Below are 21,220 nucleotides of genomic sequence, written 5' to 3' on the forward strand. Positions count from 1 at the left end.
GCATGAGTGATAAAGCAGTGCTGAGTTGCCGCAACCTGGGCAAATCCTACGAGGAAGGCCCGGAGTCGGTGCAAGTGTTGTCGGGCCTGCAGCTGGAGCTGCACCCGGGTGAGCGCGTGGCGATCGTCGGCAGTTCGGGGTCGGGCAAGAGTACCTTGCTCAACCTGCTGGGTGGCCTCGATACCCCGACCCAGGGCAGCGTATGGCTGGCCGGTGAAGAACTGTCGGCGCTGGGCGAGCGTGCACGTGGCCTGCTGCGCAACCGCGCACTGGGCTTCGTCTACCAGTTCCACCACCTGCTGCCGGAGTTCACCGCGCTGGAGAACGTGTGCATGCCGCTGCTGATCGGCCGCACGCCGATCCCCGAGGCGCGCGAACGTGCCGAGGCGCTGCTCACGCGTGTCGGCCTGGGCCATCGCCTGACGCACAAGCCATCCGAGCTGTCCGGCGGCGAGCGCCAGCGCGTGGCGATTGCCCGGGCGCTGGTCAACCGGCCCGGGCTGGTGATGCTCGACGAGCCTACCGGCAACCTCGACCACCACACCGCACAGGGCATCCAGGACCTGATGCAGGAGCTGAGCAGCTCCTCGCAGACCGCGTTCCTGGTGGTGACCCACGACCTCAACCTGGCGCGGCAGATGGACCGTGTGCTGCGCCTGGAAGACGGGCGTCTGGTTTCGATCTGACCTGGCAGTACAGGTGGCCCGCCGTGCATGGCGGGCCCCGTGTTTCTTTTCTTTACCTGGGTGCTTCAGTTCATGTTCAGACCCTTGTCAATTTTCATCGGTGCGCGTTACACCCGTGCCAAGCGCCGCAACCATTTCATCTCGTTCATCTCGATGACCTCGATGATCGGCCTGTCCCTGGGCGTGCTGGCGATGATCGTGGTGCTTTCGGTGATGAACGGCTTCCAGCGTGAAATGAGTGCGCGGATCCTGGGCATGGTGCCGCATGCCGCCGTGCTGGGCGCCCAGCCGCTGGACAACTGGCAGGCGGTGGCCGATGCCGCGTTGAAGAACCCCGAAGTGCTGGCCGCTGCGCCGCTGACCGAGATGGAAGGCATGCTCTCCTACAAGGGCGCGATGCAGCCGATCCAGATCAGCGGCATCGACCCTGCGCAGGAAGGCAAGGTCTCGATCGTGGCCGACCACATCGTTCAGGGCCGGCTCGACGACCTCAAGCCGGGCGAGTTCGGCGTGGTGGTAGGCGAGATGACGGCGCGTCGGTTTGGCCTCAGGGTCGGTGACAAGCTGACCCTGATCGTGCCCGAGGTGAGCACCGCGCCCGGCGGCATCACCCCGCGCATGCAGCGCCTCAACGTGGTCGGCGTGTTCAAGGTGGGCGCCGAGCTGGATGGCTCCATGGGCCTGATCCACATGGCCGATGCGGCGAGCATGCAGCGCTGGGCGCCGAACCAGGTGCAGGGCGTGCGGCTCAAGGTCAAGGACCTGTATGCCGCGCCGCAGGTGTCCAGGGCGATAGTGGGCGAACTGGGCGAGCAGTACCGCGCCGATGACTGGACCCACACCCAGGGCAGCCTGTTCAGTGCCATGAAGATGGAAAAGACCATGATCGGCCTGCTGCTGATGATGATCATTGCGGTGGCGGCGTTCAACATCATTGCCACCCTGATCATGGTGGTGAACGACAAGGGCGCGGATATCGCCATCCTGCGTACCATCGGCGCGACGCCGGCGCAGATCATGGGCACGTTCATGGTGCAGGGCAGCCTGATCGGTGTGGTGGGTACCTTGATCGGTGGTGTGCTCGGCGTGATCGCGGCGCTCAATGTGAGCCAGATCGTCGGCTGGCTGGAGCGGGTCAGCGGGCAGCATATCTTTACCTCGGACGTGTACTTCATCAGTACGCTGCCATCGGAACTGCAATGGGGCGATGTGGCGCTGATCTGCACGGCGGGGTTGGTGATGAGCTTTCTGGCCACCCTGTATCCGGCGTGGCGTGCTTCGCAGGTCGAGCCGGCGTACGCCTTGCGGTACGAGTGATGCCACCGCTCTTGTAGGAGCCGGCGTTTCCGGCGAAGCGGACACACTACCTGGCCATGTTCAGGCATGCCGCATGCGCCGATTCGCCGGCAACGCCGGCTCCTACAGGGCTGCGTTGTGTTCCGGCAAGTCGATCAGGAACCGCGTCCACCCCTGCGCCGATTCGGCACTGATCACCCCACCGTGCGCCTGCACGATCGAACGGGTGATCGCCAGCCCCAGCCCCGCGTGTTCGCTGCTGCCTTCCCGGCGTGCCGGGTCGGCCCGGTAGAACCGGTCGAACAGCCGCGGCAATAGCGCTGCATCGATCGGCGCCCCGCGATTGGCCACCACCAGGTGAACCCTGCCATCACCCTGCGCAATCTCGACCCGTATCTCGCCCTGTGCCGGGGTAAAGCGCAGCGCGTTGTCCAGCAGGTTGGACAGGGCCCGTCGCAGCATGTTGCGGTCTCCCGTCAGCTCGGCCAGCCCTTCGCGGCTCAGGCTGATCTGTGCATCCTCGGCCAATGGCGCGTAGTACTCGATCAAGGCATCGGCCTCCTGGTCCAGCGCCAGGGGCTCGCGATTGGGCATCAGCAGGCCATGGTCGGCCTTGGCCAGGTACAGCATGTCGTTGACCAGTTGCGCCATCCATTGCAGTTCCTCGAGGTTGCCGTGCAATGCCTCGCGGTACTCCTCCAGGCTGCGCGGGCGGGTGAGGGTGACCTGGGTGTGGGTCAGCAGGTTGGACAGCGGCGTGCGCAGCTCGTGGGCAATGTCGGCCGAGAAGGCCGACAGGCGCTGGAAGGCATCGTCCAGACGTTCGAGCATGGCATTCATGGTGCCGGCCAGTTGCGCCAGCTCTGGCGGCATCTGGGCCTGGGGCAGGCGTGTGGTCAGCGAGCGCGCCGAAACGCCGGCTGCCACCTCGCCCATCCGGCGCAGCGGACGCAAGCCACGGCGCACGGCCCAGGCACCGAGCAGCGCGGTGGCCAGCGCCGAAAGGCCCATCGTCAGCCAGATCAGGCGCTGCATGCGTTGCAGAAAGTGCTGGTGGTGGGTGATATCCAGAAACAGAGTGAGCCGGCTGCCGCCTTCAAGCACCACGCACAGGCTGCGAAAATCCATGCCCTCGCTGCGCAGGGTGCTCAGGCCCGGTATGTCGGGTGCGTCAGGCAGGCCGGGGCGGCTGGCAAACCACTGCGCCCCGTCGCTGCCACGAATGCGCAGTGCAAGGTCGGCCTGGTGGCTCAGTTCGCCGCGCAGCAGCGGTAGCCGCGCTGCCAGGCTCGGGCGGTCGTGCACGCCAACGAGCGCCTGGCGCAGTACCGACAGACGACTGTCGAGCAACTGCTGATCGAGCTCGATGAAGTGCGCCTCGCTGGCCCGGCTGAACAGGAGCCCCGCCGTCAGTGACACCGCCGCCGTGCAGGCGGCGAACAACAGCGCCAGGCGTGCGCCCAGGGACAATCTGCGCATCACGCCGGGCGCTCCTCGAGCACGTAGCCCATGCCGCGCACGGTGTGGATCAGCTTGTTGTCGTGGCCATCGTCGACCTTCAGGCGCAGGCGCCGGATCGCCACTTCGATCACGTTGGTGTCGCTGTCGAAGTTCATGTCCCACACCTGCGAGGCGATCAGCGATTTGGGCAGCACCTCGCCCTGGCGGCGCAGCAGCAGTTCGAGCAGGGCGAACTCTTTGGCGGTGAGGTCGATGCGTGCCCCGGCGCGTTCCACCCGGCGGCGAATCAGGTCCAGGCGCAGGTCGGCCAGGTTCAGGGTGGTTTCCTGGGGCGGGCTGGCGCCGCGGCGCAGCAGGGTGCGGACCCGCGCCAGCAGTTCGGAGAACGCAAAGGGTTTGATCAGGTAGTCGTCGGCGCCCAGTTCCAGGCCATGCACGCGGTCTTCTACCGCATCGCGGGCCGTGAGGAACAGCACCGGGGTGTCGAAGCCGGCCTCGCGCACGGCTTGCAGAATCTGCCAGCCGTCACGCCCGGGGAGCATCACGTCGAGAATCAGCAGGTCGTAGTCGCCGCTCAGGGCCAGGTGCTGACCGGTATCGCCGTCGGTGGCCAGTTCGGTGCTGAAGCCGGCTTCGTTGAGGCCCTGGCGCAGGTAGAGGCCGGTCTTGGGCTGGTCTTCGACGATCAACAGTTTCATGGGCTTCTCGGCAGCGTTGGGGGCTGGGTTTATACCCTGTGGCAGGGTGCGCGGGGCAAAGCTGACAAAGTTGTAATGTTTTCGTCAGGTGGTTGCCAGCGGCAGTTTTCTACAGTGCGGGGCATGAGCTTGCACATGATAGAGGATGCACGATGAAACGCTTGATGATCGCGAGCGCCCTGGCGCTGTGGAGCTTGCCGCTGCTGGCGGCACCCGGGCACGAGTACGCCTTCGGCAAGCCGGCTGCGGCGGCGCAGGCCACGCGCACGGTGGAGGTCGTGATGGGCGACATGTACTTCGAGCCGCGCGCGCTGCAGGTCAAGGCCGGCGAAACGGTGCGTTTCGTGCTGGTGAACAACGGCCAGGTGCCCCACGAGTTCAACCTGGGGGATGCGGCCATGCACGCCCGGCACCAGCAGGAGATGCTCGCCATGCAGGGGCAGATGGATCATTCGGCAATGGGACATGGCGGCATGAATCATGGCGGTGATGATCATGGTGCGATGGGTAGCGGCGGCATGCAGCATGACGACCCGAACATGGTGATGGTGGCGCCGGGCAAACGCGCCGAACTGACCTGGACCTTCAGCCAGAGCACGCCGATCGAGTTTGCCTGCAACGTGCCGGGGCATTACCAGGCCGGCATGGTGGGCAAGTTGACTATCGCCAAATGACCAATGCAGCGCGCAAACCCGATAAACTAGACCAATTTCGTCCTTCAGGTTTGAGCCATGCATCCCGCCGCCGAACATTCGCCACTGGGCAAGTCCAGTGAATACATCAGCACCTACACGCCGTCGCTGCTGTTCCCCATCCCGCGTGCAGCCAAATGGGCCGAGCTTGGGGTCACCGCGCAAACGTTGCCGTGGTCGGGTGTGGATTACTGGAACTGCTTCGAGCTGTCCTGGCTGCTGCCTTCGGGCAAGCCGGTGGTGGCCATCGGCGAGTTCGCCATCCCGGCCGATTCGCCGGCCATCATCGAGTCCAAGTCGTTCAAGCTGTACCTGAACTCGCTGAACCAGACCGAGTTCGCCTCGGCGCAGGCGGTGCAGGCCTGTCTGGTCAAGGACCTGTCTGCGGCAGCCGGCAAGCCGGTAGGGGTGCGTATCCGCAGCCTGGCCGAGGTTCAGCGCGAGGGTGTGATGGCGCTGCCGGGCACCTGCATCGATGACCTGGAGGTCAGCATCAGCAACTACGAGCAGCCGCAACCGGAGCTGCTGCGCTGCGATGCCGAGCGTGTGGTGGAAGAGACCCTGCACAGCCATCTGCTCAAATCCAACTGCCCGGTGACCGGGCAGCCGGACTGGGGCAGCGTGACCGTCCATTACCGTGGCGCGGCGCTGGACCATGCCAGCCTGCTGACCTACCTGATCAGCTTCCGTCAGCATGCCGACTTCCACGAGCAATGCGTGGAACGTATCTACCTGGACCTCAAGCGCCTGCTCAACCCCGAAACCCTCACGGTGTATGCGCGCTACGTGCGCCGGGGCGGGCTGGACATCAACCCGTACCGCAGCACCGGGCCGGTCACCCTGAAGAACCTGCGCCTGGTTCGCCAGTAACGAAAAAGCCCCGTCCAGTGTGACGGGGCTTTCGTTTTTGCCGCAGGGTTCAGATGCCCATGCTTTGCAGGCTCTGAACGATGTTGCGCAGGGTGGCGGTCAGGCCCGGGTGCTCGACTTCGAAACGTTCGACGGCGAGGTTGACGCCGTCGACCAGGTTGTTGTCCGGGGTTACGGCCTCCAGTTCGATTTTCGCTTGGATCTGCGCCATCAGTTCGTGCAGCTCGACACGCTCCTGTTCCGAGAGCGGTGGGTTTTGCTCCAGTTGCTCGCGCAGGGCGTCGAGTTGCGCTTGAAGTTCGCGGGCAGGCATGGGTGTTCTCCCTCTATGAATAGGCTCAGACATGGACCCCGCGCGCGGGCGAAAGGTCCGTGCCTCGCTGTTCAGGTTAATCCACCCGGCGCCGCTTTGCATGACCCTGATCAATGTGCCTGTATCAGGGTTTTTCGCCCTTGAGGCGGCGCAGGCCGATATCGGCCAGGCAATCGGCCAGTTGTTCCAGCTGGTCGATCACCGAATGCACCCCCAGCCCGAACAGGTGAACGGTAGCCTTGCCTCGCTTGAGTTCGCGCTCGCGTTCCTCCAGTGCCTGCCAGGTAGCCTCGTCCAGCCCGCACAGCGAGCCGCACGAGGCCAGGCCCACGGTCCACAGCCCGGCGTTGAGCCCGGCCTGCAGCAGGCGCGGCTCGCCGCTGACCAGCACGCAGCCATCGAGCCGGTCGGCCTTGAGCTGCATCAGGGCGTGCCAGCAGGCATCCGGCGCGGGCCAGGGCGCGTGGCCGGTGGTATCCGGTCGGCGCACCCAGGCGGGCAGCGCCTGGCTCAGGTGCTGGCCCAGGGCAGCCGGCAGTTCGTCGAGCCAGGCACAGGGCACGCCGTGTTCCCGCAGCCAGTGCAAGGCGGGCAGGGCGCCTGGTGTAGGCCTGGCCGGTGCGTTGCCGGGCGCCTGGCATCGTGCGCCGAAGTCGACCAGGCAGCCGCGCAGGCCGAACAGCACGGCGGTGAAGGCGGGGGAATGGGGCATGGCAACGTCCCTGAAATAACCAGCAAGGCTAACGTCGGGGTGTGACCGTGGCGTGACGCTTTGATGACCTTCAGGCGGCTTTCACAAAATATCGACGCAGGTGGGAGGAAGCTGCCTAATCTGCCAGAGAGGCTTTATACTTGTTTCCTTTTGGCTGTCGACGGCCTGATGCCGGCGCAGTGCAATGTTTGCCTAGGAGAAATTTTATGCGTGGGATCGGTGCTGGCGTGATCGATCGTATGACCCGTGCCTGTGTCTGCGCGAGCCTGCTGCTGGCGCCGGTACTGGCCCAGGCGGCGACCGAGGAAGACCCGTGGGAGAGCATCAACCGGCCGATCTTCCGGTTCAACGACACGATCGATACCTACGCGCTCAAGCCGCTGGCCCAGGGCTACCAGTGGGTGACGCCGCAGTTTCTCGAGGACGGCATCCACAACATGTTCCGCAACCTCGGTGACGTGACCAACCTTGCCAACAACGTGTTGCAGCTCAAGCCCCACGCAGCCGGCGTGGATACCGCGCGGTTGATCGTCAACACCACCTTCGGCCTGGCCGGCTTCTTCGATGTGGGTACCAAGATGGGCCTGCAGCGCAGCGACGAGGACTTCGGCCAGACCCTCGGCTACTGGGGTGTAGGCAGTGGCCCGTACGTGATGCTGCCGCTGCTTGGGCCGAGCACCGTGCGCGATGCGATCGCCAAGTACCCGGACACCTACACCGAACCCTACCGCTACATGGACCATGTGCCCACCCGCAATACCGCAATCGCGGTGGACGTGGTGGACACCCGTGCCAGCCTGCTGTCGGCCGAGAAGATGATCCGTGGCGACAAGTACAGCTTCATCCGCAACGCCTACCTGCAGAACCGCGAGTTCAAGGTCAAGGACGGGGATGTAAAAGACGATTTCTGATCGTGATGCATGAAAAAGGCGGCCATGGCCGCCTTTTTCATGCCTGCTGTTCAGCTCATCGCAAGGATCTTGAGGCCCAGCTTCTGCTGGCCCTGGGGCTGATCGGCAATCCACACCACTTGCGTTGTGGCGTGCAGGCCCTTGAGTGAAGGGTGGTCCGAATCGATGCTGACGCTGAGGTTGTCTCCAACCTGAAAGGTTTTCGCTGCCTGTACCTGCATGCCGCTGCTCGAGAGGTCCAGGCACACCGCCGCAATCACTTGCTCGGCATGTATCAGAGTAACGTCGGTATCTACCCGCATCCTGATGAAATCACGCTTCTCGCTATAGTCGGCGTGGTTCTGGCTCATGCCTGCATCCTTCCATTGGGTTGCGATAGAAGGGGTTTTTATAACTCCCGGTGATTTGTGCTGTAAAGAGCACAGGCGACCATCGGTGCATGCTTGAAACCCCCGGCGGATGGGAGTACCGTCTGCGCCTTACAGGGCACCTCTGACATTTGCCGGGCAGGCCTTTTGTCCTACACCTGAAATGCAAGAGTGGCTAGAAGTGAATCCAGTAAGCGGGCCTCGTTTTGCCTGGCCGCCTACCCCAACCTATTTCTGGCGCCGTTTGCCCACATGCAGAAAAACAGTGCAACGCTGCTGATAATCGATGATGACGATGTAGTGCGTGCGAGCCTCGCCGCCTACCTGGAAGACAGCGGCTTCAGCGTCCTGCAGGCAAGCAACGGCCAGCAGGGTCTCCAGGTCTTCGAGCAGGAACAGCCTGATCTGGTGATCTGCGATCTGCGCATGCCGCAAATGGGCGGCCTGGAGCTGATTCGCCAGGTTACCGAGCGTGCCCCCGACCTGCCGGTGATCGTGGTGTCGGGCGCGGGCGTGATGAACGATGCCGTCGAAGCGTTGCGCCTGGGTGCTGCCGACTACCTGATCAAGCCCCTGGAAGACCTGGCAGTGCTGGAGCACTCGGTTCGCCGGGCGTTGGATCGGGCGCATCTGGTACTGGAAAACCAGCGTTACCGCGACAAGCTCGAAACCGCCAACCGTGAGCTGGAGGCCAGCCTGCACCTGCTGCAGGAAGACCAGACTGCCGGGCGCCAGGTGCAGATGAACATGCTGCCGGAGAACCCCTGGAAGGCCGGAGACCTGCGTTTCGAACACCAGATCATTCCGTCTCTGTACCTGTCTGGCGATTTCACCGATTACTTTCGTGTCGACGAGCGACGCGTGGCGTTCTACCTGGCCGACGTGTCCGGCCATGGTGCCTCCTCGGCGTTCGTGACTGTGCTGCTCAAGTTCATGACCACGCGCCTGCTGTTCGAATTCAAGCGCGCCGGCACCTTGCCCGAGTTCAAGCCGTCCGAGGTGCTCGGGCATATCAACCGCGGCCTGATCAATTGCAGGCTGGGCAAGCACGTGACCATGGTGGGCGGCGTGATCGACGAGCACACCGGCCTGATGACCTACAGCATCGGCGGCCATCTGCCGTTGCCGGTGCTGTACACCCCGGGCGACACCCGGTACCTCGAAGGGCGCGGCCTGCCGGTGGGGCTGTTCGACGAGGCCACCTACCAGGATCACGTTCTGGAGTTGCCGCCGCAGTTCAGCCTCACATTGCTGTCTGATGGCATTCTGGACCTTTTGCCTGGCGACACACTCAAAGATAAGGAGGCTGCCTTGCCTGAAATCATCAAGGCAGCAGGTGGCAGCCTGGATGGGCTGCGCCAACGATTCGAATTGGCTACGCTTGGGGAGATGCCGGATGATATCGCCCTAATGGTGTTGAGCAGGAACCTTCAATGAGTACTGGAAGAATCCAGTTTGCCGAGCAGAATGGCACCTTTGTTCTGAAGTTCGTCGGTGAAGTGCGTCTGACCCTGTGTTCGGCGCTGGATGCAACGATTGAAAAGATCTTCACGGCGCTGAATTTCTCGGCGATCGTCATCGATCTTACCGAAACCAACAGTATCGACAGCACCACTCTGGGCCTGCTGGCCAAGTTGTCGATCCTGTCGCGGCAGAAGGTCGGCCTGCTGCCCACGGTGGTGACTACCCATGCCGATATCACCCGGCTTCTGCAGTCGATGGGCTTCGATCAGGTGTTCAACATCGTCGATCGTCCAATCCCGTGCCCTGAGTGCCTGACCGATCTGCCGTCCCAGGACCAGAACGAAGAGGTAGTGCGCGCCAAGGTGCTGGAAGCGCACAAGATCCTCATGGGCCTGAACGACTCCAACCGCGAAGCCTTCCACGACCTGGTCAACGCCCTGGAGCGGACCTGATCGATCCTGGCGCCCTGTAGCGGGCGCCGAACTCACCTTTTCATTCAGCCTCGCGGGGAAACTCCGTGGGCGGCGCGCCGTTGGCGTTGAGCTGGAAGATGCGCTCGGGCTGCCCCTGCGCGTTGAAGAGCACCTGGCCCAGCCCGGCGCTGTTCCACAGGCGCTCGCCGGCCTTGCTGTGCGCGGGTGTACGCGGCACCACCTGCATCAGGCGGCGCTTGGTGAACCAGTTCAACGGTGATCGTGGGGCGTAGAGCCAGCGATTGAGTCGGTCGAACACATCGAGCAGTCGGCGCGGGAATTCGTTCTTGATGCCGCTGCTGGTGATCTGCCACAGGTGCGGGGCGCCGCGTTTGTGACGAATCATTACCTCGTAAACGAAGGAATAGTGCACGTCGCCCGAGAGGATCACGTAATGCCCTGGCGTGCGCGAGTGACGGAAGATATTCAGGATCACCTGCGCCGCTCCCCGGTGCGCCATCCAGTTCTCGGCGTCCACCAGCAGCGGATAGCCGCACCAGCTGAACACACGCTGGATGGTTTCGATCAGCTTCACGCCAAACAGCGGGGCGGGGGAGACGATGATGGCCGAGGGGTGGTCCAGCAAGGCCTGCTGCAGTTCGCACAGCGCTTCCCAGTCCAGCAGCCCGGAGGGCTTTTGCAGCTTGCTCTCGCTACGCCAGCGACGTGTGCGGGTATCGAGTACCAGCAGCGCAGGCTGGGTGGGCAGCACGAAGTGCCACTCCTGAAAGCGCAGCAGCTGTTTGATCAGGCCATCTTGCGCAGCGCGGTCGAAATAGCCGTCGTCATCGGCGCTGTGGCTCAGGGCCTGGCAGCTTTGCAGCAGCTCGCCAAACACGTCCGGGTTGTTGCCCCAGCCCTGGCAGAGCATGTAGCCGATCAGCGCGTTGCCGATGATGCGCCGCGAGAAGGCGTGCCCGTAGGCGGTTTCTTCCCATTGGGCCGAGAGGTTCCAGTCGTCGGTGATGTCGTGGTCATCGAAGATCATCAGGCTGGGCAGGTGCGCCAGTACCCGCGCCACGCCATCCAGCCCTTCGACGAAGCCCTTCAGGCAGTGCTGTTCGCGCTGGTAGCGGGCCTGGCGCTGGGTGGTCAGGCTTGATGGCATGGGGGTGTCGACCAAGGTCCAGGGCACAGGCGACCAGACCAGCAGGTACATGGCCATGATCTCAGCCAGGGTTACCAGGTGGTTGTCGGCGTTGCTGCTGGTGAAGATGGGTTTGCGCGTGCCGCCGAAAAAGCGCTCGCGCAGGGTTTCGTTGCTCTCCAGGGCTGGCAGCAGGTCGGCACGGTGATAGTAGCTGGCCGGGTGGCGGTACAGCTCGGCGCTGTTCTGCACCACGGCGCCTTCCAGGTGCTCGTGGTACAGGCCCAGCCGTTCGATCAGCCCGTGGATGGCCCGCAGCATGGGGCCGGCGACATCGTCGGCGTACACCTGGTCGCCGCTCATCATCAGCAGCGCCGGGCGCTCGGCGGGTGCGTGGGGCGCGGCCAGCAGGCGGTCGGCGCACAACAGGCCATCGGCGGCGGGGTGGTGCGGCTTGCGGCACGAGCCATGCAACAACTGGTCGAGGCGCTCGCGTATCACGAAGTTGGGCAGGCGGGCGCCTTCATACAGCAGGTGTGGGGCCCAGGTGGCGATGCCCTGGCCGCCGATCAGCACGTCGTAGTCGATCTGCACGTCGGTGGGCAGTGGGGTGTGCAGCTGGATATCGAGCAGGTGCACGAAGGCGTGCTGGCCGATGGGGATGACCTGACAGCTCAGGGTGTATTCGGTGGAGTGTTGCAGGTGCAGTTCGGGCTGCAACGGCTGTGAGCCGACCAGCCACAGGACCATGCGCGCAGGCTCCAGGCGGCGCAGCAACGGGCCGGCCAGTACCAGGGGCAGCGGGGTGTTTTCGGGCATTGATTACTCGAAGATGGATGGGTGCGCCTTCGGCGCTTCGCCGGCAATGCCGGCTCCTACGGTATCGTGCAGCCCTGTAGGAGTCGGCGTTGCCGGCGAAGAGGTCTGCAAGATCCAGCGTGCAAAACCGCTAATGCTCCGCCTTCACACCTTGCCTGGCAAACCATATTTGTATCAGGCCTTTGCAGCCAACAACGCCTCGAGTTTCTCCTGATCCCGCGCAAATTGGCGGATGCCCTCGGCGAGTTTCTCGGTGGCCATGGCATCTTCGTTGGAGAGCCAGCGGAACTGGCTTTCGTCGAGTGTCAGGCGTGGCTCGCCAGCCTTGCCCGGGGTGAGCTTGCGCGCCAGGGTGCCCTGGTCATCGCTGAGCTGCTGCAGCAACTCAGGGCTGATGGTCAGGCGGTCGCAGCCGGCCAACTGCTCGATCTGGCCGATGTTGCGGAAGCTGGCGCCCATGACCACGGTGTCGTAGCCGTTGGCCTTGTAGTAATCGTAAATACGCGTGACCGACTTCACGCCCGGGTCTTCGGCCCCGACATACTCCTTGCCGGTCGATTTCTTGTACCAGTCGTAGATACGGCCCACGAACGGCGAAATCAGGAACACCCCAGCATCGGCACAGGCAGCCGCCTGGGCGAAGGAAAACAGCAGGGTCAGGTTGGTCTGGATGCCTTCCTTTTCCAGCACCTCGGCGGCGCGGATGCCCTCCCAGGTGGAGGCCAGCTTGATCAGCACGCGGTCGCGGCCGATGCCGGCCTTGTCGTACAACTCGATCAATTGGCGCGCCTTGGACAGCAGGGCAGGTTGGTCGAAGGACAGTCGGGCGTCCACTTCCGTGGAAATACGGCCCGGGATCACCTTGAGAATTCCGCTGCCCACCGATACCGCGAATGCATCGCAGGCAAGGCCCAGGTCGCCCTTGCTGTGCTTGAGCGCGTCATCGAGCAGCTCGGCATAGCCGGGCATGGCGGCGGCCTTGAGCAACAGGGACGGGTTGGTGGTGGCGTCGACCGGCTTGAGCCGGCTGATCGCATCGATATCGCCGGTGTCGGCGACGACCGTGGTGAACTGCTTGAGTTGTTCCAGCTTGGAAGTCATGAGCGTGCTCTGTCCTGTGCGGTTGGACGACATTACCCGAGCGCTGCCGGCCGCTCAAGGGCTGTGCGGCAGGCTATCGGGGGAGGGTAACGATTGGAGTGTCCAGCCGCGCGCAGGTTCCTAGCGTCCTTCCAGCAGCAGCCCCGCCTGGTCGAGCAGGCCCAGGGGGTCGGTGCTCTTGTGGATGTCCACCGACAGCAGCTGGCGGAACTTGCGAGCGCCGGGGAAGCCCTGGCCCAGGCCGAGGATATGCCGGGTGACATGGTGCATGGCGCCGCCGTTCTGCAGGTGCTGGGCGATGTACGGGCGCAGCCTGGCCAGCGCTTCGCTGCGGCTGATCACCGGGGCGTCGCTGCCGAACAGCTGCTGGTCGACTTCGGCCAGTACATAAGGGTTGTGGTACGCCTCGCGGCCGAGCATCACGCCGTCGAAGGTCTGCAGGTGCTGCTGGCATTCGGCGAGGGTCTTGATGCCGCCATTGAGAATGAACTCCAGGTCCGGGAAGTCGGCCTTGAGCTGCGCGGCGACGTCATAGCGCAGTGGCGGGATCTCGCGGTTCTCCTTGGGCGAGAGGCCCTCGAGGATGGCGATGCGCGCGTGTACGGTGAAGCTGCGGCAGCCTGCGTCGCGTACCTGGCCGACGAAGTCGCAGAGCTCGGCGTAACTGTCGCGGCCGTTGATGCCGATGCGGTGTTTGACCGTGACCGGGATCTGCACTGCGTCGAGCATGGCCTTGACACAATCGCCCACCAACCCCGGATGGCCCATCAGGCAGGCGCCGATCATGTTGTTCTGCACGCGGTCGCTGGGGCAGCCGACGTTGAGGTTCACTTCGTTGTAGCCGGCGTTTTGCGCGAGTACGGCGCAGGCGGCCAAGTCCGCCGGCACGCTGCCACCCAGTTGCAGGGCCAGCGGGTACTCGGCTTCGTCATGGCGCAGAAAACGCTCGGCGTCGCCATGCAGCAGGGCGCCGGTGGTGACCATTTCGGTGTAGAGCAAGGCATTGCGCGACAGCAGGCGCAGGAAGAAGCGGCAGTGGCGGTCGGTCCAGTCCATCATCGGTGCAACAGAAAACCTCCTGACTACCGTATTGCCTGGGGTTGCTGGGGTTTGTGCCTGAATCTGTTGCATTTGTGTTTCTCTGATTGATTCCGGATTGTTCCGGTTCTTTCTGGTTTTTCTTTGCTCGTTGCTACAATGTAGCAACCTTCAGCAGTCGTGTAGCAAAATCCATGGGAACCATCACGCAGCGCAAGCGCAAGGACGGATCGACGGCGCACACCGCGCAGATCCGGATCATGAAAAAGGGTGAGACAGTCTATCAGGAAAGCCAAACGTTCGACCGGAAGGCGACGGCCCAGGCCTGGATCAGGAAGCGCGAGGCGGAATTGTATGAGCCAGGCGCGATCGAGAAGGCCAGCCGGGCAGGGGTAACGGTCAAGGAGATGATCGAGCGGTACCTGGACCAGTACGAGAAGCTGCGCCCGCTCGGCAAGACCAAGCGCGCAACGCTCAACGCCATCAAGGAGACTTGGCTGGGCGATGTGGTCGACACGGACCTCACCAGCCAGAAGTTGGTGGAGTACGCCATGGGCCGCATGGAGAAGGACGGTATCCAGGCCCAGACCGTAGGCAACGACCTGGCGCACCTGGGCGCCGTACTGTCGGTTGCCCGTCCGGCATGGGGGTATGAGGTCGACCCGCTGGCCATGCCAGACGCGCGACGCGTGTTGCGCAAGATGGGGGCCGTGACCCGTAGCAACGAGCGAAACCGCCGGCCTACGCTCGATGAGCTTGAGCGCATCCTAAAGTACTTCCAGGAGGTGCGTGACCGTCGCAAGCAGGAGATCGACATGGTGCGGGTGGTCGTCTTCGCGCTGTTCTCTACGCGGCGACAGGAGGAGATCACGCGCATACGCTGGAGCCTGCTGAACGACGAAGAGCAGTCAGCGCTGATCACCGACATGAAAAACCCAGGCCAGAAGTATGGGAACGACGTCTGGTGCACCATGCCGGATGAAGCCTGGCGGGTGCTGCAGTCAATGCCCAGGGTTGCCGACGAGGTGTTCCCGTACAACTCGAGGTCGATATCGGCATCGTTCACCAGGGCGTGCAACTTCCTGGAGATCGACGACCTGCACTTCCACGACCTGCGCCATGACGGCGTGAGTCGGCTGTTCGAAAAGGGGTGGGATATCCCGAAAGTGGCCTCTGTTTCCGGTCACCGGGATTGGAATTCGATGCGGCGCTATACGCACCTGCGGGGGAAGGGTGACCCATATGACGGCTGGGCCATGCTGGAAGAGGTGATAGCGGGCCCCGTGATCGAGGCCCGGAAGAGAGTCAAGAGGCGCGCCGAAGACCCCGCCCCATGAGTTTGTCGTGCTCGGCCTTGGCCTTGGTGTGCTGGTCGTCGATGTAGGCCGCCAAGTCGTTCAGGTGGACGCCGCGTGCACCTTTCTGGCTTGGCTCCATCCAGACCAGCGGCAGGTTGATTTCGCCCCGGGCCACCTTGGCCTTGAGCTTGGTCGGTGTGATGTCGAAGTAGTCCTTGCAGACCAGTTCGATGGGGATGATTGCCTGGCCGTTGTACTGGGCCATCAGCAGGAATGCTGTGTTCATAGATGGTCTCCACGCCGCCGGTGGCGGCAGGTTGGTGGTCAGTCGAGCTGGTAGTAGACGTAGCAGTCGACGCCCTGGTCCTTGAGCGACCGGTACATGGCCTGCACGCCGGCACTGTGCTGGTTTCCCTGGCCAGGCCACGGCGTATCGAGGTGGACGCCCTGCTGGTGGTAGCCATGCCTTTTCTGGATGTACCCGGGTAGGCCGTGGTCTGTGTCCAGGCGCATGCCCGGCACTGGGATTACCACCCGATCGAGGTTGGCGCTTCCGCCATCATTCGCGCATGCCGCTGCAGCGGCTTTACCGGCCTCAGTCGCGATGGCGATCTTCGGCCCAAGGGCCCGCAGTTCTTCCTTTGTCATGGCAATAGCTCTCCATGCCCGCGCATGTCGGCGGGCTTGAGTTGTAGGGGGGGGGGGGTTAGGCTGAAGCGGGGCGCTTCATGAAGGTGATCCAGTGCGTCTTTTCGCGCTTGCCGGACTTGTGGCCAAACAGGGGCTTTTCATCGGTCAGGGCAAGCAACTCGGTCACCAGGACCTGGGTTTCGTTCCATTTAAAGATCAGGATTCCCTCAGGCTCCAGCACTCTGAAGCACTCGGCGAAGCCCTGGCGGATGTCCTCTCGCCAGTCGGAGGTGAGCACCCCGTACTTGGCCCGCATCCAGCTATCGACGCCGGCGCGGGTCAGGTGTGGAGGATCGAACACCACCAGGCGGAAGGTTGAGTCCTCGAACGGCAATTGCCTGAAGTCCATGAGCACATCCGGTTCGACCTTCAAAACCCTGCCGTCACAGAGCAGGTGTTGCTCGTCGCGAATGTCGCCGAACAAAGCGCGCTGGTCTTGTTTGTCGAACCACATCATGCGGCTTGCGCTGCATGGATCGAGCACTTTTGCTGCGGCGCTCATCGCGGCCCCCTGTTGATCAGGTAGGGCATGTACATCAGGGTCAGGATCATGGTGGCACCCTCAGAAAATGTACCTGGTGGTCGGAAGGTGAGCGCCGGGCAGGCGCACCAGCACCGGCCCTTCGTTGAACTGGTCGCCGGCTGGTGTTTCTGTGCGGACTGGCTCGGTCTGGTGTTCGGCGTGCGCATTTGCGAGCCAGGCCCCGCCGATCAGGCATAGCCACATCAACGCGCCGGTGAGGCAGCAGTAGGTGAGCTTACGAATTGTCATGATGGTGATCTCAGTAGGGGACGCACTTGGCGCAGGCACCGGTCCAACCAGGTGTTCCACAGCCTGAGCAAGGTTCCGTTTCCGGTGTGCCGCGCTCTTCCGGCCGGCTATGTAAGTCTGGCCACAGCAGCGCCTCTACTTCTTCGCGAATGCCATGCAGGTCCAGCGTTCCGCGCAGCGTGGCCACTTTCTGCATTACCTGTTGGAACTGGTCCAACCGTTGGTCCCGCTCCGTCAGGTCGGCCTGCAGCTGAGCGACCAGTTCTGTAGCCCTGCGCTCTACCTTGTTGCCGCTGCCAGGAGTGAAATCGGGAATGTCGCCGCTCGGCTTGCGCTCCAGGGCGGCTCGGGCTTGCCGCCGAGCCTCATCCTGTTTCAGCGAATTTCCCCTGGCCACCCATGGTACATACCCTCGCTGATCCGACCAGCTTTCGTAAATCCGCTGCGCTTCAGCTTCCAGCTCATCCCGCTCAACCGGCGCGCTCGGCTCTGCCGGTAGCTTGCGATCTTCCGGTACGGGCGGATAGCCAGGGAACGGGATCGGCTCTGCGCTGGCGGATAGGGCGATACGGATGGCGGCAGCAGTTACAGGATTCAGCCCTTGCTCGCGGACGATACGCAGCAGCGCATCCCGCTCGGCCAGCTGGGCGCGCAAGTCGATAGCGTTCTGCGCGAAGGCATCGCGGGAAGTCCTCACGCTCTCCAGGGAAGCACGCAGGGTGTCCACTTCTACCATTAGCTCTGAAAGCTTCTGCTCAACTTCACCAACAGACTGCGCGTAGTGCTCGCGCCCCATCCCATCAATGCCCGGCGTGATGGCCATCAGGATGTTCGTAACGCTGAGTTCGTGCAGCCGCTCAACCTCGCCAGCGTCGACGTGGCTGTAGGCCAGTTCGATCTTGGCGAAACTGCCCGGGTTTCCGCGCAGGTCCACCATCCTCTCGGGGGGAACCCCATCAATCCATTCGGTGACGACTTCGCCGAGCTCATTGATTCCGCGCCACGCCACCGGCTCGCCCTGCTGAACTGGTGCTGGGTGGGTGTAGAGCGGCCCCAGCTTGGCGATTTCGTCGTGGTAGGCGTTCCAGCCCATGATCTGCCCCTGTCCATGCACGGAGAAAGACTCCTCGTAGGACTTTCGCTCAGGCAGCGCCACCGGCTCGCCCTGGTGCTGGGCGGCTGGCTGGGCATGCGCGCAGATAGCGTCCCAGATATCGACAGCGCCACCCCCGCAAACCCGTGCCTTCTCGGCGATCAGCTCGGCGAGATCGTCCGTCAGCTCGCGTGGGAAGCTGACCATCTGTTCGGTGTTGCTCACGATTTGTTCTCCTTTGCCCGCCGCTCTTCGGCCATGGCCTTGCGCTTGGCGCTGCATTTCTTGTGGTTGCCGTGTGCCCGCGACGTGTTGCAGATGTCGCAGATCACGTTCAGGTCGAGCGGACCCATGGGGCGCCCGCGGATCTTGGTCTTGCGGCGAAGGGCGGTCATTCGGCATGGGCCTCCAGCCACTCGATGATGTCCAGGTAGCCGGCGACGTGGCTGTCAGGCCTGCCCACCGCTGCCAGTTTGAGCCGCGTGATCACCTGGGCCAGGCCATTGGGCCAGGCCAGCGTCGCGCGCATCGACAGCACCAGGTCGCGGGCTTCCTCGCGCGCCTGCAGGCGCATGAAGTGGTTGATAGGGCCGGTGATCGCCGGCAGCGTGATGGGCTTGTTCGGCCGGGCCGTCTCCGTGGAGAAGACAGGCGCAGGGGTAGGCTGGCGGGCCCGGTCAAGGGCCGCCTGGGCGGTGGGGTTCATGCTGCCTCCAGTAAAGCTTCAATGATGCGCTGTCCTGCAAGTGGTGGTACTGCGTTACCCGCCATGTGCATGGTCAGCCGGTGGTTGTCCGGGCGCAGGGTGTCAGCTGGGAACGACATGGCTGCCAGGGCTTCGCTGGCGCTGAGCATCCGCATGTGATCGCCGTCGACCAAGGCCCAGCGGTCCAGGGTGGTGATGGTGCCGATCGGCCGGTTGATGTCGCGGCCGGTGGTGCCGGAGCCTTTGCCGTAGTAGGGCATGATGAATCGGTCACCGAAGCGCTGGCGGCCGTTGCGCACTCGGTCGAGGGTGGCCTGGGCCCGGCCAGGCTTCTCGATCCGCGACCAGCGCCCGGCGTCGAAGTCGAGGAAGCTGGCGGCGGGCACATGTCGCTCCTGCGGCAGTTGGAGCATCAGCGGGGCCTTGCTTCGGGTCAGTACCATGAACAGGCGCACCCGGTGCTGTGGCACGCTCAGGTTGGCGCAGTCGACGATATGCGGTGCCGCCTGATACCCCAGCGCCTGAACAGCCTGCAACCAGGCCGGGTAGAGCACCCAGTCGGTGAACTCCGGTACGTTCTCGATCACTGCCGCCTGCGGCCGGTGGAACTCCAGCGCTGACACCGGCGCCCAGGCCGTCGAGCGCGAAGCGTCGTGCTCAGGGTTGCCCGACTTCTTGCCGCGGGCCTTGGCGTGGCCCTGGCAGCATGGCGAAGCCAGCAGGATGTCATGCGCCGGCACCTGTTCCCAGCGCGCTTGGTGCAGGTCCTGGCAAACGTGCTGCGTGTCGGGATGGTTGGCGCTGTGCCATTCAACGGCCACCGGCCAGTGGTTTGCCGCCCAGAGAACCTGGACGCCTGCGGCGCGCGCGCCGGTGCTCCATCCGCCGAGGCCGGCGAACAGGTCGATTGCTGTTGTCATGATTTCCTCGGGTAGGTCTTGGTCAGCTCGCCGTTGACCACATGGCCTCGGCGAAGGATCAGGTTCGCCAGCGCAGCCCGGTCTTTCTGGCTGTGGCTGGCCTGGCTCAGGAGGCCGAAGTAGCTGTTGGCCGTCTCGCGCAGGCCCTCCGACGGCGCTGCGGCGGTACGCTTCATGGCCTGGGCCACCGAGCGCTTGCGGGTGGTGCGCCGCCAGGGCTTGATCACGTGCCCGACGAAATCCACGCCACGGTCAATCGGCTGCAGGATGGTCTTCTTCGGGTTGAGCCTGGCGCCCAGGCTGGGCAGGAACTGCTCAATCCTGCGCAGCCACTCGTTCAACTGCTGCGGTGACTCATGCAGCAGCACGAAGTCGTCGACGTAGCGGATGTAGTGCTTGGCGCCCAGCTCGTGCTTGCAGAACTGGTCCAGTGAGTCGAGGTAGACGTTGGCGAAGAACTGCGACGACAGGTTGCCGATAGGCAAGCCCAGATGAGCGGGCTGCGCGGTCAGTCGCTTGTGCTGCGGTACCCGGTTGAACAAGTGCGCCGGGCTGCGCACGTCGTAGTTCTCGCGCGGGTCGTGCATGAGCACCTGCAGGGCCAACTGCTGCCACCATGGATCGGTGACTCTGGCTACCAGCTGGCGGCCCAGCACGCGCTTGTCGATCGCGACGAAGAAGTTGGCCAGGTCGCACTTGAGGTAGAAGCCGGGGCGGGACCAGTTCTGCGTCTGGCTCCGGATCTTCGCCTCAAGGCGCTTGCCTGCGTACAGGGTGCCTCTACCTGGGATACAGGCGCAGCTGTCCGCTATGAAGCTGCGCTCGATGCCGGGGCCGATGCGGTTGTAGAGTAAGTGGTGCACGATGCGGTCGCGGAAGTCGGCGGCCCATACCTCGCGGGCCTTTGGTCGGGTGACCACAAAGCAGATTGAGCGACCTGGCCGGTATCGGCCGGTGACCAGATCGCGGTGAAGACCCGTCAGGTTCCGCTCCAGGTTTACTTCGAAAGCCAGCGCGCTGTTGCTGTTGCGCTTGGAGCGCCGGCAATCGTAGTAGGCCTGGACCAGTTCGCTGAACGGGTAGGGGGTCGAATCTGCGGACGGGGCGGACACGGAGCTCGTTGTTCTTGTCGTTGTTGTTCTGATTGCCATCATCGAAGTTCATGTTGAATGCGTTGTTGGCGGAGCGCTGCGACCTGTCGTGCTATCTACGTCGGCCTGCCGATTGCTCGGCGGACAAACTGCGCTGGACCTACACGGACGCTTGAGACCGGCGGTATCCATGGTGCGCATGGCGGTGACCCAAGGTCAGCGGCACGACCAGATTCAATTCGCACAGGCCTGGAAGCCGTAACCTTCAGGCAGCGGGCGCGGATGGGGTGGAGCGTTTCCAGGCGTTGGCCTGCCTGCCAATCGATGTGGTGACCTCCATCGTTCTGGCGTGCTGTTCAACGCTGATGAATCGGCTGTCCTTGAAGAGGCGCATGAGCAGCTCGATGACCTGGACCTTTTCGACCAGTACCGATAGGTGTGGTCGCTTGTCCTGCGTCGCGTTTGCCCGGGCAATGAGCATGAGCACGTCAATGCACTCGTCGATCACTCGCCGCCCCAGCGACTGTTTAAGTTCGCGGGGAATGTTCTTGGTGAGGTTCGTGGCCATCTGCAACAAGCCGCTGGCGGCCTTGAAGATGGAAAGCTCGGTATGCATTGCCATGGCATGCCCCTCCTTGGGTGGCCGCCCGTTGCCGGGCGG

At 63.6% G+C, this 21,220-nt stretch carries 26 protein-coding genes; 8 read left to right on the forward strand and 18 right to left on the reverse strand.

Translation table 11 applies throughout. The annotated features are described in order from the left end of the window. Positions 1-2 precede the first annotated feature (2 nt). Both lolD and NJH59_RS02445 read left to right on the forward strand, forming a co-directional pair. Positions 3-686: a lipoprotein-releasing ABC transporter ATP-binding protein LolD gene (lolD, locus tag NJH59_RS02440; RefSeq protein WP_173925058.1), complete on the forward strand. Its 684-nt coding sequence runs from the start codon at positions 3-5 to the stop codon at positions 684-686. A 72-nt stretch (positions 687-758) separates the two neighbouring features. Then, the gene (locus NJH59_RS02445; RefSeq protein ID WP_043864660.1) at positions 759-2,003 is read left to right on the forward strand and encodes a lipoprotein-releasing ABC transporter permease subunit; all 1,245 of its coding nucleotides are present in this window, start codon (positions 759-761) and stop codon (positions 2,001-2,003) included. Positions 2,004-2,105: 102 nt separating this feature from the next. On the opposite strand, the gene NJH59_RS02450 is transcribed toward NJH59_RS02445, so the two are convergent. Both NJH59_RS02450 and NJH59_RS02455 read right to left on the reverse strand, forming a co-directional pair. Then, positions 2,106-3,464, reverse strand: a complete 1,359-nt coding sequence (locus NJH59_RS02450; protein ID WP_253086299.1) for a heavy metal sensor histidine kinase — start codon at positions 3,462-3,464, stop codon at positions 2,106-2,108. After that, positions 3,461-4,141 carry a heavy metal response regulator transcription factor gene (locus NJH59_RS02455; RefSeq protein ID WP_043864549.1) on the reverse strand — a complete coding sequence of 227 codons (681 nt, stop codon included), beginning with the start codon at positions 4,139-4,141 and terminating at the stop codon, positions 3,461-3,463. The genes NJH59_RS02450 and NJH59_RS02455 overlap by 4 nt, the downstream gene beginning before the upstream one ends. 152 nt (positions 4,142-4,293) lie before the next feature. Here NJH59_RS02455 and NJH59_RS02460 point away from each other — a divergent pair, with 152 nt between their 5' ends. Both NJH59_RS02460 and queF read left to right on the forward strand, forming a co-directional pair. Continuing rightward, positions 4,294-4,815 carry a cupredoxin family protein gene (locus NJH59_RS02460; RefSeq protein ID WP_043864548.1) on the forward strand — a complete coding sequence of 174 codons (522 nt, stop codon included), beginning with the start codon at positions 4,294-4,296 and terminating at the stop codon, positions 4,813-4,815. Positions 4,816-4,872: 57 nt separating this feature from the next. Then, positions 4,873-5,703, forward strand: a complete 831-nt coding sequence (gene queF / locus NJH59_RS02465; RefSeq protein WP_054916181.1) for an NADPH-dependent 7-cyano-7-deazaguanine reductase QueF — start codon at positions 4,873-4,875, stop codon at positions 5,701-5,703. Positions 5,704-5,752: 49 nt separating this feature from the next. Here queF and NJH59_RS02470 read toward each other — a convergent pair whose 3' ends face one another. Both NJH59_RS02470 and NJH59_RS02475 read right to left on the reverse strand, forming a co-directional pair. Next, positions 5,753-6,016, reverse strand: a complete 264-nt coding sequence (locus NJH59_RS02470; RefSeq protein WP_043864546.1) for a DUF4404 family protein — start codon at positions 6,014-6,016, stop codon at positions 5,753-5,755. Between the two features lie 124 nt (positions 6,017-6,140). Next, positions 6,141-6,728, reverse strand: coding sequence for a hypothetical protein (locus NJH59_RS02475; protein ID WP_054916180.1), 588 nt, complete (start codon positions 6,726-6,728; stop codon positions 6,141-6,143). A gap of 206 nt (positions 6,729-6,934) precedes the next feature. Between NJH59_RS02475 and NJH59_RS02480 the strand changes: the two genes are divergently transcribed. Beyond that, entirely contained in the window at positions 6,935-7,639 is a 705-nt protein-coding gene (locus NJH59_RS02480; protein ID WP_043864544.1) for a VacJ family lipoprotein, read from the forward strand. Positions 7,640-7,689: 50 nt separating this feature from the next. Here the strand turns inward: NJH59_RS02480 and NJH59_RS02485 are convergent, their stop codons facing one another. Then, a complete protein-coding gene (locus NJH59_RS02485; RefSeq protein WP_043864543.1) occupies positions 7,690-7,989 on the reverse strand; it encodes a PilZ domain-containing protein in 300 nt (99 codons plus the stop codon). A 270-nt stretch (positions 7,990-8,259) separates the two neighbouring features. Between NJH59_RS02485 and rssB the strand changes: the two genes are divergently transcribed. Together rssB and rssC are read left to right on the forward strand one after the other, a co-directional pair. Next, positions 8,260-9,444 carry a two-component system response regulator RssB gene (gene rssB, locus NJH59_RS02490; protein ID WP_123752346.1) on the forward strand — a complete coding sequence of 395 codons (1,185 nt, stop codon included), beginning with the start codon at positions 8,260-8,262 and terminating at the stop codon, positions 9,442-9,444. Next, positions 9,441-9,923: an anti-sigma factor antagonist RssC gene (rssC, locus tag NJH59_RS02495; protein ID WP_043864541.1), complete on the forward strand. Its 483-nt coding sequence runs from the start codon at positions 9,441-9,443 to the stop codon at positions 9,921-9,923. Before rssB ends, rssC begins: the two co-directional genes overlap by 4 nt. Positions 9,924-9,963: 40 nt before the next feature. On the opposite strand, the gene NJH59_RS02500 is transcribed toward rssC, so the two are convergent. The 3 genes from NJH59_RS02500 to dusA form a co-directional block, all read right to left on the reverse strand. Beyond that, positions 9,964-11,850 carry an alkaline phosphatase D family protein gene (locus NJH59_RS02500; RefSeq protein WP_253086300.1) on the reverse strand — a complete coding sequence of 629 codons (1,887 nt, stop codon included), beginning with the start codon at positions 11,848-11,850 and terminating at the stop codon, positions 9,964-9,966. A gap of 174 nt (positions 11,851-12,024) precedes the next feature. Next, entirely contained in the window at positions 12,025-12,951 is a 927-nt protein-coding gene (gene tal / locus NJH59_RS02505) for a transaldolase (protein WP_043864539.1), read from the reverse strand. A 120-nt stretch (positions 12,952-13,071) separates the two neighbouring features. After that, positions 13,072-14,082, reverse strand: coding sequence for a tRNA dihydrouridine(20/20a) synthase DusA (gene dusA, locus NJH59_RS02510; protein WP_253086301.1), 1,011 nt, complete (start codon positions 14,080-14,082; stop codon positions 13,072-13,074). 101 nt (positions 14,083-14,183) lie between these two features. On the opposite strand from dusA, the gene NJH59_RS02515 reads away from it, so the two are divergent. After that, on the forward strand, positions 14,184-15,326 hold the full coding sequence (locus NJH59_RS02515) for a site-specific integrase (protein WP_253086302.1): 1,143 nt from the start codon (positions 14,184-14,186) through the stop codon (positions 15,324-15,326). Here NJH59_RS02515 and NJH59_RS02520 read toward each other — a convergent pair. The 10 genes from NJH59_RS02520 to NJH59_RS02565 all read right to left on the reverse strand — a co-directional run bounded on the left by NJH59_RS02520 (position 15,295) and on the right by NJH59_RS02565 (position 21,181). Next, the gene (locus NJH59_RS02520; protein ID WP_253086303.1) at positions 15,295-15,573 is read right to left on the reverse strand and encodes a pyocin activator PrtN family protein; all 279 of its coding nucleotides are present in this window, start codon (positions 15,571-15,573) and stop codon (positions 15,295-15,297) included. The two genes, NJH59_RS02515 and NJH59_RS02520, sit on opposite strands and share 32 nt — an antisense overlap. Positions 15,574-15,611: 38 nt before the next feature. Continuing rightward, the gene (locus NJH59_RS02525) at positions 15,612-15,935 is read right to left on the reverse strand and encodes a hypothetical protein (protein WP_253086304.1); all 324 of its coding nucleotides are present in this window, start codon (positions 15,933-15,935) and stop codon (positions 15,612-15,614) included. Positions 15,936-15,993: 58 nt separating this feature from the next. After that, the gene (locus NJH59_RS02530) at positions 15,994-16,479 is read right to left on the reverse strand and encodes a class I SAM-dependent methyltransferase (protein WP_253086305.1); all 486 of its coding nucleotides are present in this window, start codon (positions 16,477-16,479) and stop codon (positions 15,994-15,996) included. 60 nt (positions 16,480-16,539) lie between these two features. Beyond that, positions 16,540-16,749 (reverse strand): hypothetical protein, encoded by a 210-nt coding sequence (locus NJH59_RS02535; protein ID WP_253086306.1) that lies wholly within the window; start codon positions 16,747-16,749, stop codon positions 16,540-16,542. 10 nt (positions 16,750-16,759) lie between these two features. Continuing rightward, positions 16,760-18,067, reverse strand: a complete 1,308-nt coding sequence (locus tag NJH59_RS02540; protein WP_253086307.1) for a hypothetical protein — start codon at positions 18,065-18,067, stop codon at positions 16,760-16,762. Then, positions 18,064-18,237: a hypothetical protein gene (locus NJH59_RS02545; protein ID WP_253086308.1), complete on the reverse strand. Its 174-nt coding sequence runs from the start codon at positions 18,235-18,237 to the stop codon at positions 18,064-18,066. The genes NJH59_RS02540 and NJH59_RS02545 overlap by 4 nt, the downstream gene beginning before the upstream one ends. Then, entirely contained in the window at positions 18,234-18,548 is a 315-nt protein-coding gene (locus tag NJH59_RS02550; protein ID WP_253086309.1) for a hypothetical protein, read from the reverse strand. Before NJH59_RS02550 ends, NJH59_RS02545 begins: the two co-directional genes overlap by 4 nt. After that, a complete protein-coding gene (locus tag NJH59_RS02555; RefSeq protein WP_253086310.1) occupies positions 18,545-19,468 on the reverse strand; it encodes a DNA cytosine methyltransferase in 924 nt (307 codons plus the stop codon). Before NJH59_RS02555 ends, NJH59_RS02550 begins: the two co-directional genes overlap by 4 nt. After that, on the reverse strand, positions 19,465-20,622 hold the full coding sequence (locus NJH59_RS02560) for an RNA-directed DNA polymerase (RefSeq protein WP_253086311.1): 1,158 nt from the start codon (positions 20,620-20,622) through the stop codon (positions 19,465-19,467). The genes NJH59_RS02555 and NJH59_RS02560 overlap by 4 nt, the downstream gene beginning before the upstream one ends. A gap of 202 nt (positions 20,623-20,824) precedes the next feature. Continuing rightward, the gene (locus NJH59_RS02565) at positions 20,825-21,181 is read right to left on the reverse strand and encodes a four helix bundle protein (protein ID WP_253086312.1); all 357 of its coding nucleotides are present in this window, start codon (positions 21,179-21,181) and stop codon (positions 20,825-20,827) included. Positions 21,182-21,220 lie beyond the last annotated feature (39 nt).

The organism is Pseudomonas sp. VE 267-6A, assembly GCF_024126555.1.
Taxonomy (GTDB): Bacteria; Pseudomonadota; Gammaproteobacteria; order Pseudomonadales; family Pseudomonadaceae; genus Aquipseudomonas; species Aquipseudomonas palmensis.

Excerpts from the sequence above, each read along its gene's own strand:
- NJH59_RS02525 (WP_253086304.1), bottom strand. The coding sequence starts at position 15,935 with ATGACAAAGGAAGAACTGCGGGCCCTTGGGCCGAAGATCGCCATCGCG.
- NJH59_RS02515 (WP_253086302.1), top strand. The coding sequence starts at position 14,184 with ATGGGAACCATCACGCAGCGCAAGCGCAAGGACGGATCGACGGCGCAC.
- NJH59_RS02485 (WP_043864543.1), bottom strand. The coding sequence starts at position 7,989 with ATGAGCCAGAACCACGCCGACTATAGCGAGAAGCGTGATTTCATCAGG.
- NJH59_RS02500 (WP_253086300.1), bottom strand. The coding sequence starts at position 11,850 with ATGCCCGAAAACACCCCGCTGCCCCTGGTACTGGCCGGCCCGTTGCTG.
- NJH59_RS02550 (WP_253086309.1), bottom strand. The coding sequence starts at position 18,548 with ATGAACCCCACCGCCCAGGCGGCCCTTGACCGGGCCCGCCAGCCTACC.
- queF (WP_054916181.1), top strand. The coding sequence starts at position 4,873 with ATGCATCCCGCCGCCGAACATTCGCCACTGGGCAAGTCCAGTGAATAC.
- NJH59_RS02555 (WP_253086310.1), bottom strand. The coding sequence starts at position 19,468 with ATGACAACAGCAATCGACCTGTTCGCCGGCCTCGGCGGATGGAGCACC.
- NJH59_RS02445 (WP_043864660.1), top strand. The coding sequence starts at position 759 with ATGTTCAGACCCTTGTCAATTTTCATCGGTGCGCGTTACACCCGTGCC.
- NJH59_RS02460 (WP_043864548.1), top strand. The coding sequence starts at position 4,294 with ATGAAACGCTTGATGATCGCGAGCGCCCTGGCGCTGTGGAGCTTGCCG.
- NJH59_RS02520 (WP_253086303.1), bottom strand. The coding sequence starts at position 15,573 with ATGAACACAGCATTCCTGCTGATGGCCCAGTACAACGGCCAGGCAATC.
- dusA (WP_253086301.1), bottom strand. The coding sequence starts at position 14,082 with ATGCAACAGATTCAGGCACAAACCCCAGCAACCCCAGGCAATACGGTA.
- NJH59_RS02560 (WP_253086311.1), bottom strand. The coding sequence starts at position 20,622 with ATGATGGCAATCAGAACAACAACGACAAGAACAACGAGCTCCGTGTCC.
- NJH59_RS02470 (WP_043864546.1), bottom strand. The coding sequence starts at position 6,016 with ATGCCTGCCCGCGAACTTCAAGCGCAACTCGACGCCCTGCGCGAGCAA.
- lolD (WP_173925058.1), top strand. The coding sequence starts at position 3 with ATGAGTGATAAAGCAGTGCTGAGTTGCCGCAACCTGGGCAAATCCTAC.
- tal (WP_043864539.1), bottom strand. The coding sequence starts at position 12,951 with ATGACTTCCAAGCTGGAACAACTCAAGCAGTTCACCACGGTCGTCGCC.
- NJH59_RS02565 (WP_253086312.1), bottom strand. The coding sequence starts at position 21,181 with ATGGCAATGCATACCGAGCTTTCCATCTTCAAGGCCGCCAGCGGCTTG.
- rssB (WP_123752346.1), top strand. The coding sequence starts at position 8,260 with ATGCAGAAAAACAGTGCAACGCTGCTGATAATCGATGATGACGATGTA.
- NJH59_RS02475 (WP_054916180.1), bottom strand. The coding sequence starts at position 6,728 with ATGCCCCATTCCCCCGCCTTCACCGCCGTGCTGTTCGGCCTGCGCGGC.
- NJH59_RS02545 (WP_253086308.1), bottom strand. The coding sequence starts at position 18,237 with ATGACCGCCCTTCGCCGCAAGACCAAGATCCGCGGGCGCCCCATGGGT.
- NJH59_RS02480 (WP_043864544.1), top strand. The coding sequence starts at position 6,935 with ATGCGTGGGATCGGTGCTGGCGTGATCGATCGTATGACCCGTGCCTGT.
- NJH59_RS02530 (WP_253086305.1), bottom strand. The coding sequence starts at position 16,479 with ATGAGCGCCGCAGCAAAAGTGCTCGATCCATGCAGCGCAAGCCGCATG.
- NJH59_RS02455 (WP_043864549.1), bottom strand. The coding sequence starts at position 4,141 with ATGAAACTGTTGATCGTCGAAGACCAGCCCAAGACCGGCCTCTACCTG.
- NJH59_RS02535 (WP_253086306.1), bottom strand. The coding sequence starts at position 16,749 with ATGACAATTCGTAAGCTCACCTACTGCTGCCTCACCGGCGCGTTGATG.
- rssC (WP_043864541.1), top strand. The coding sequence starts at position 9,441 with ATGAGTACTGGAAGAATCCAGTTTGCCGAGCAGAATGGCACCTTTGTT.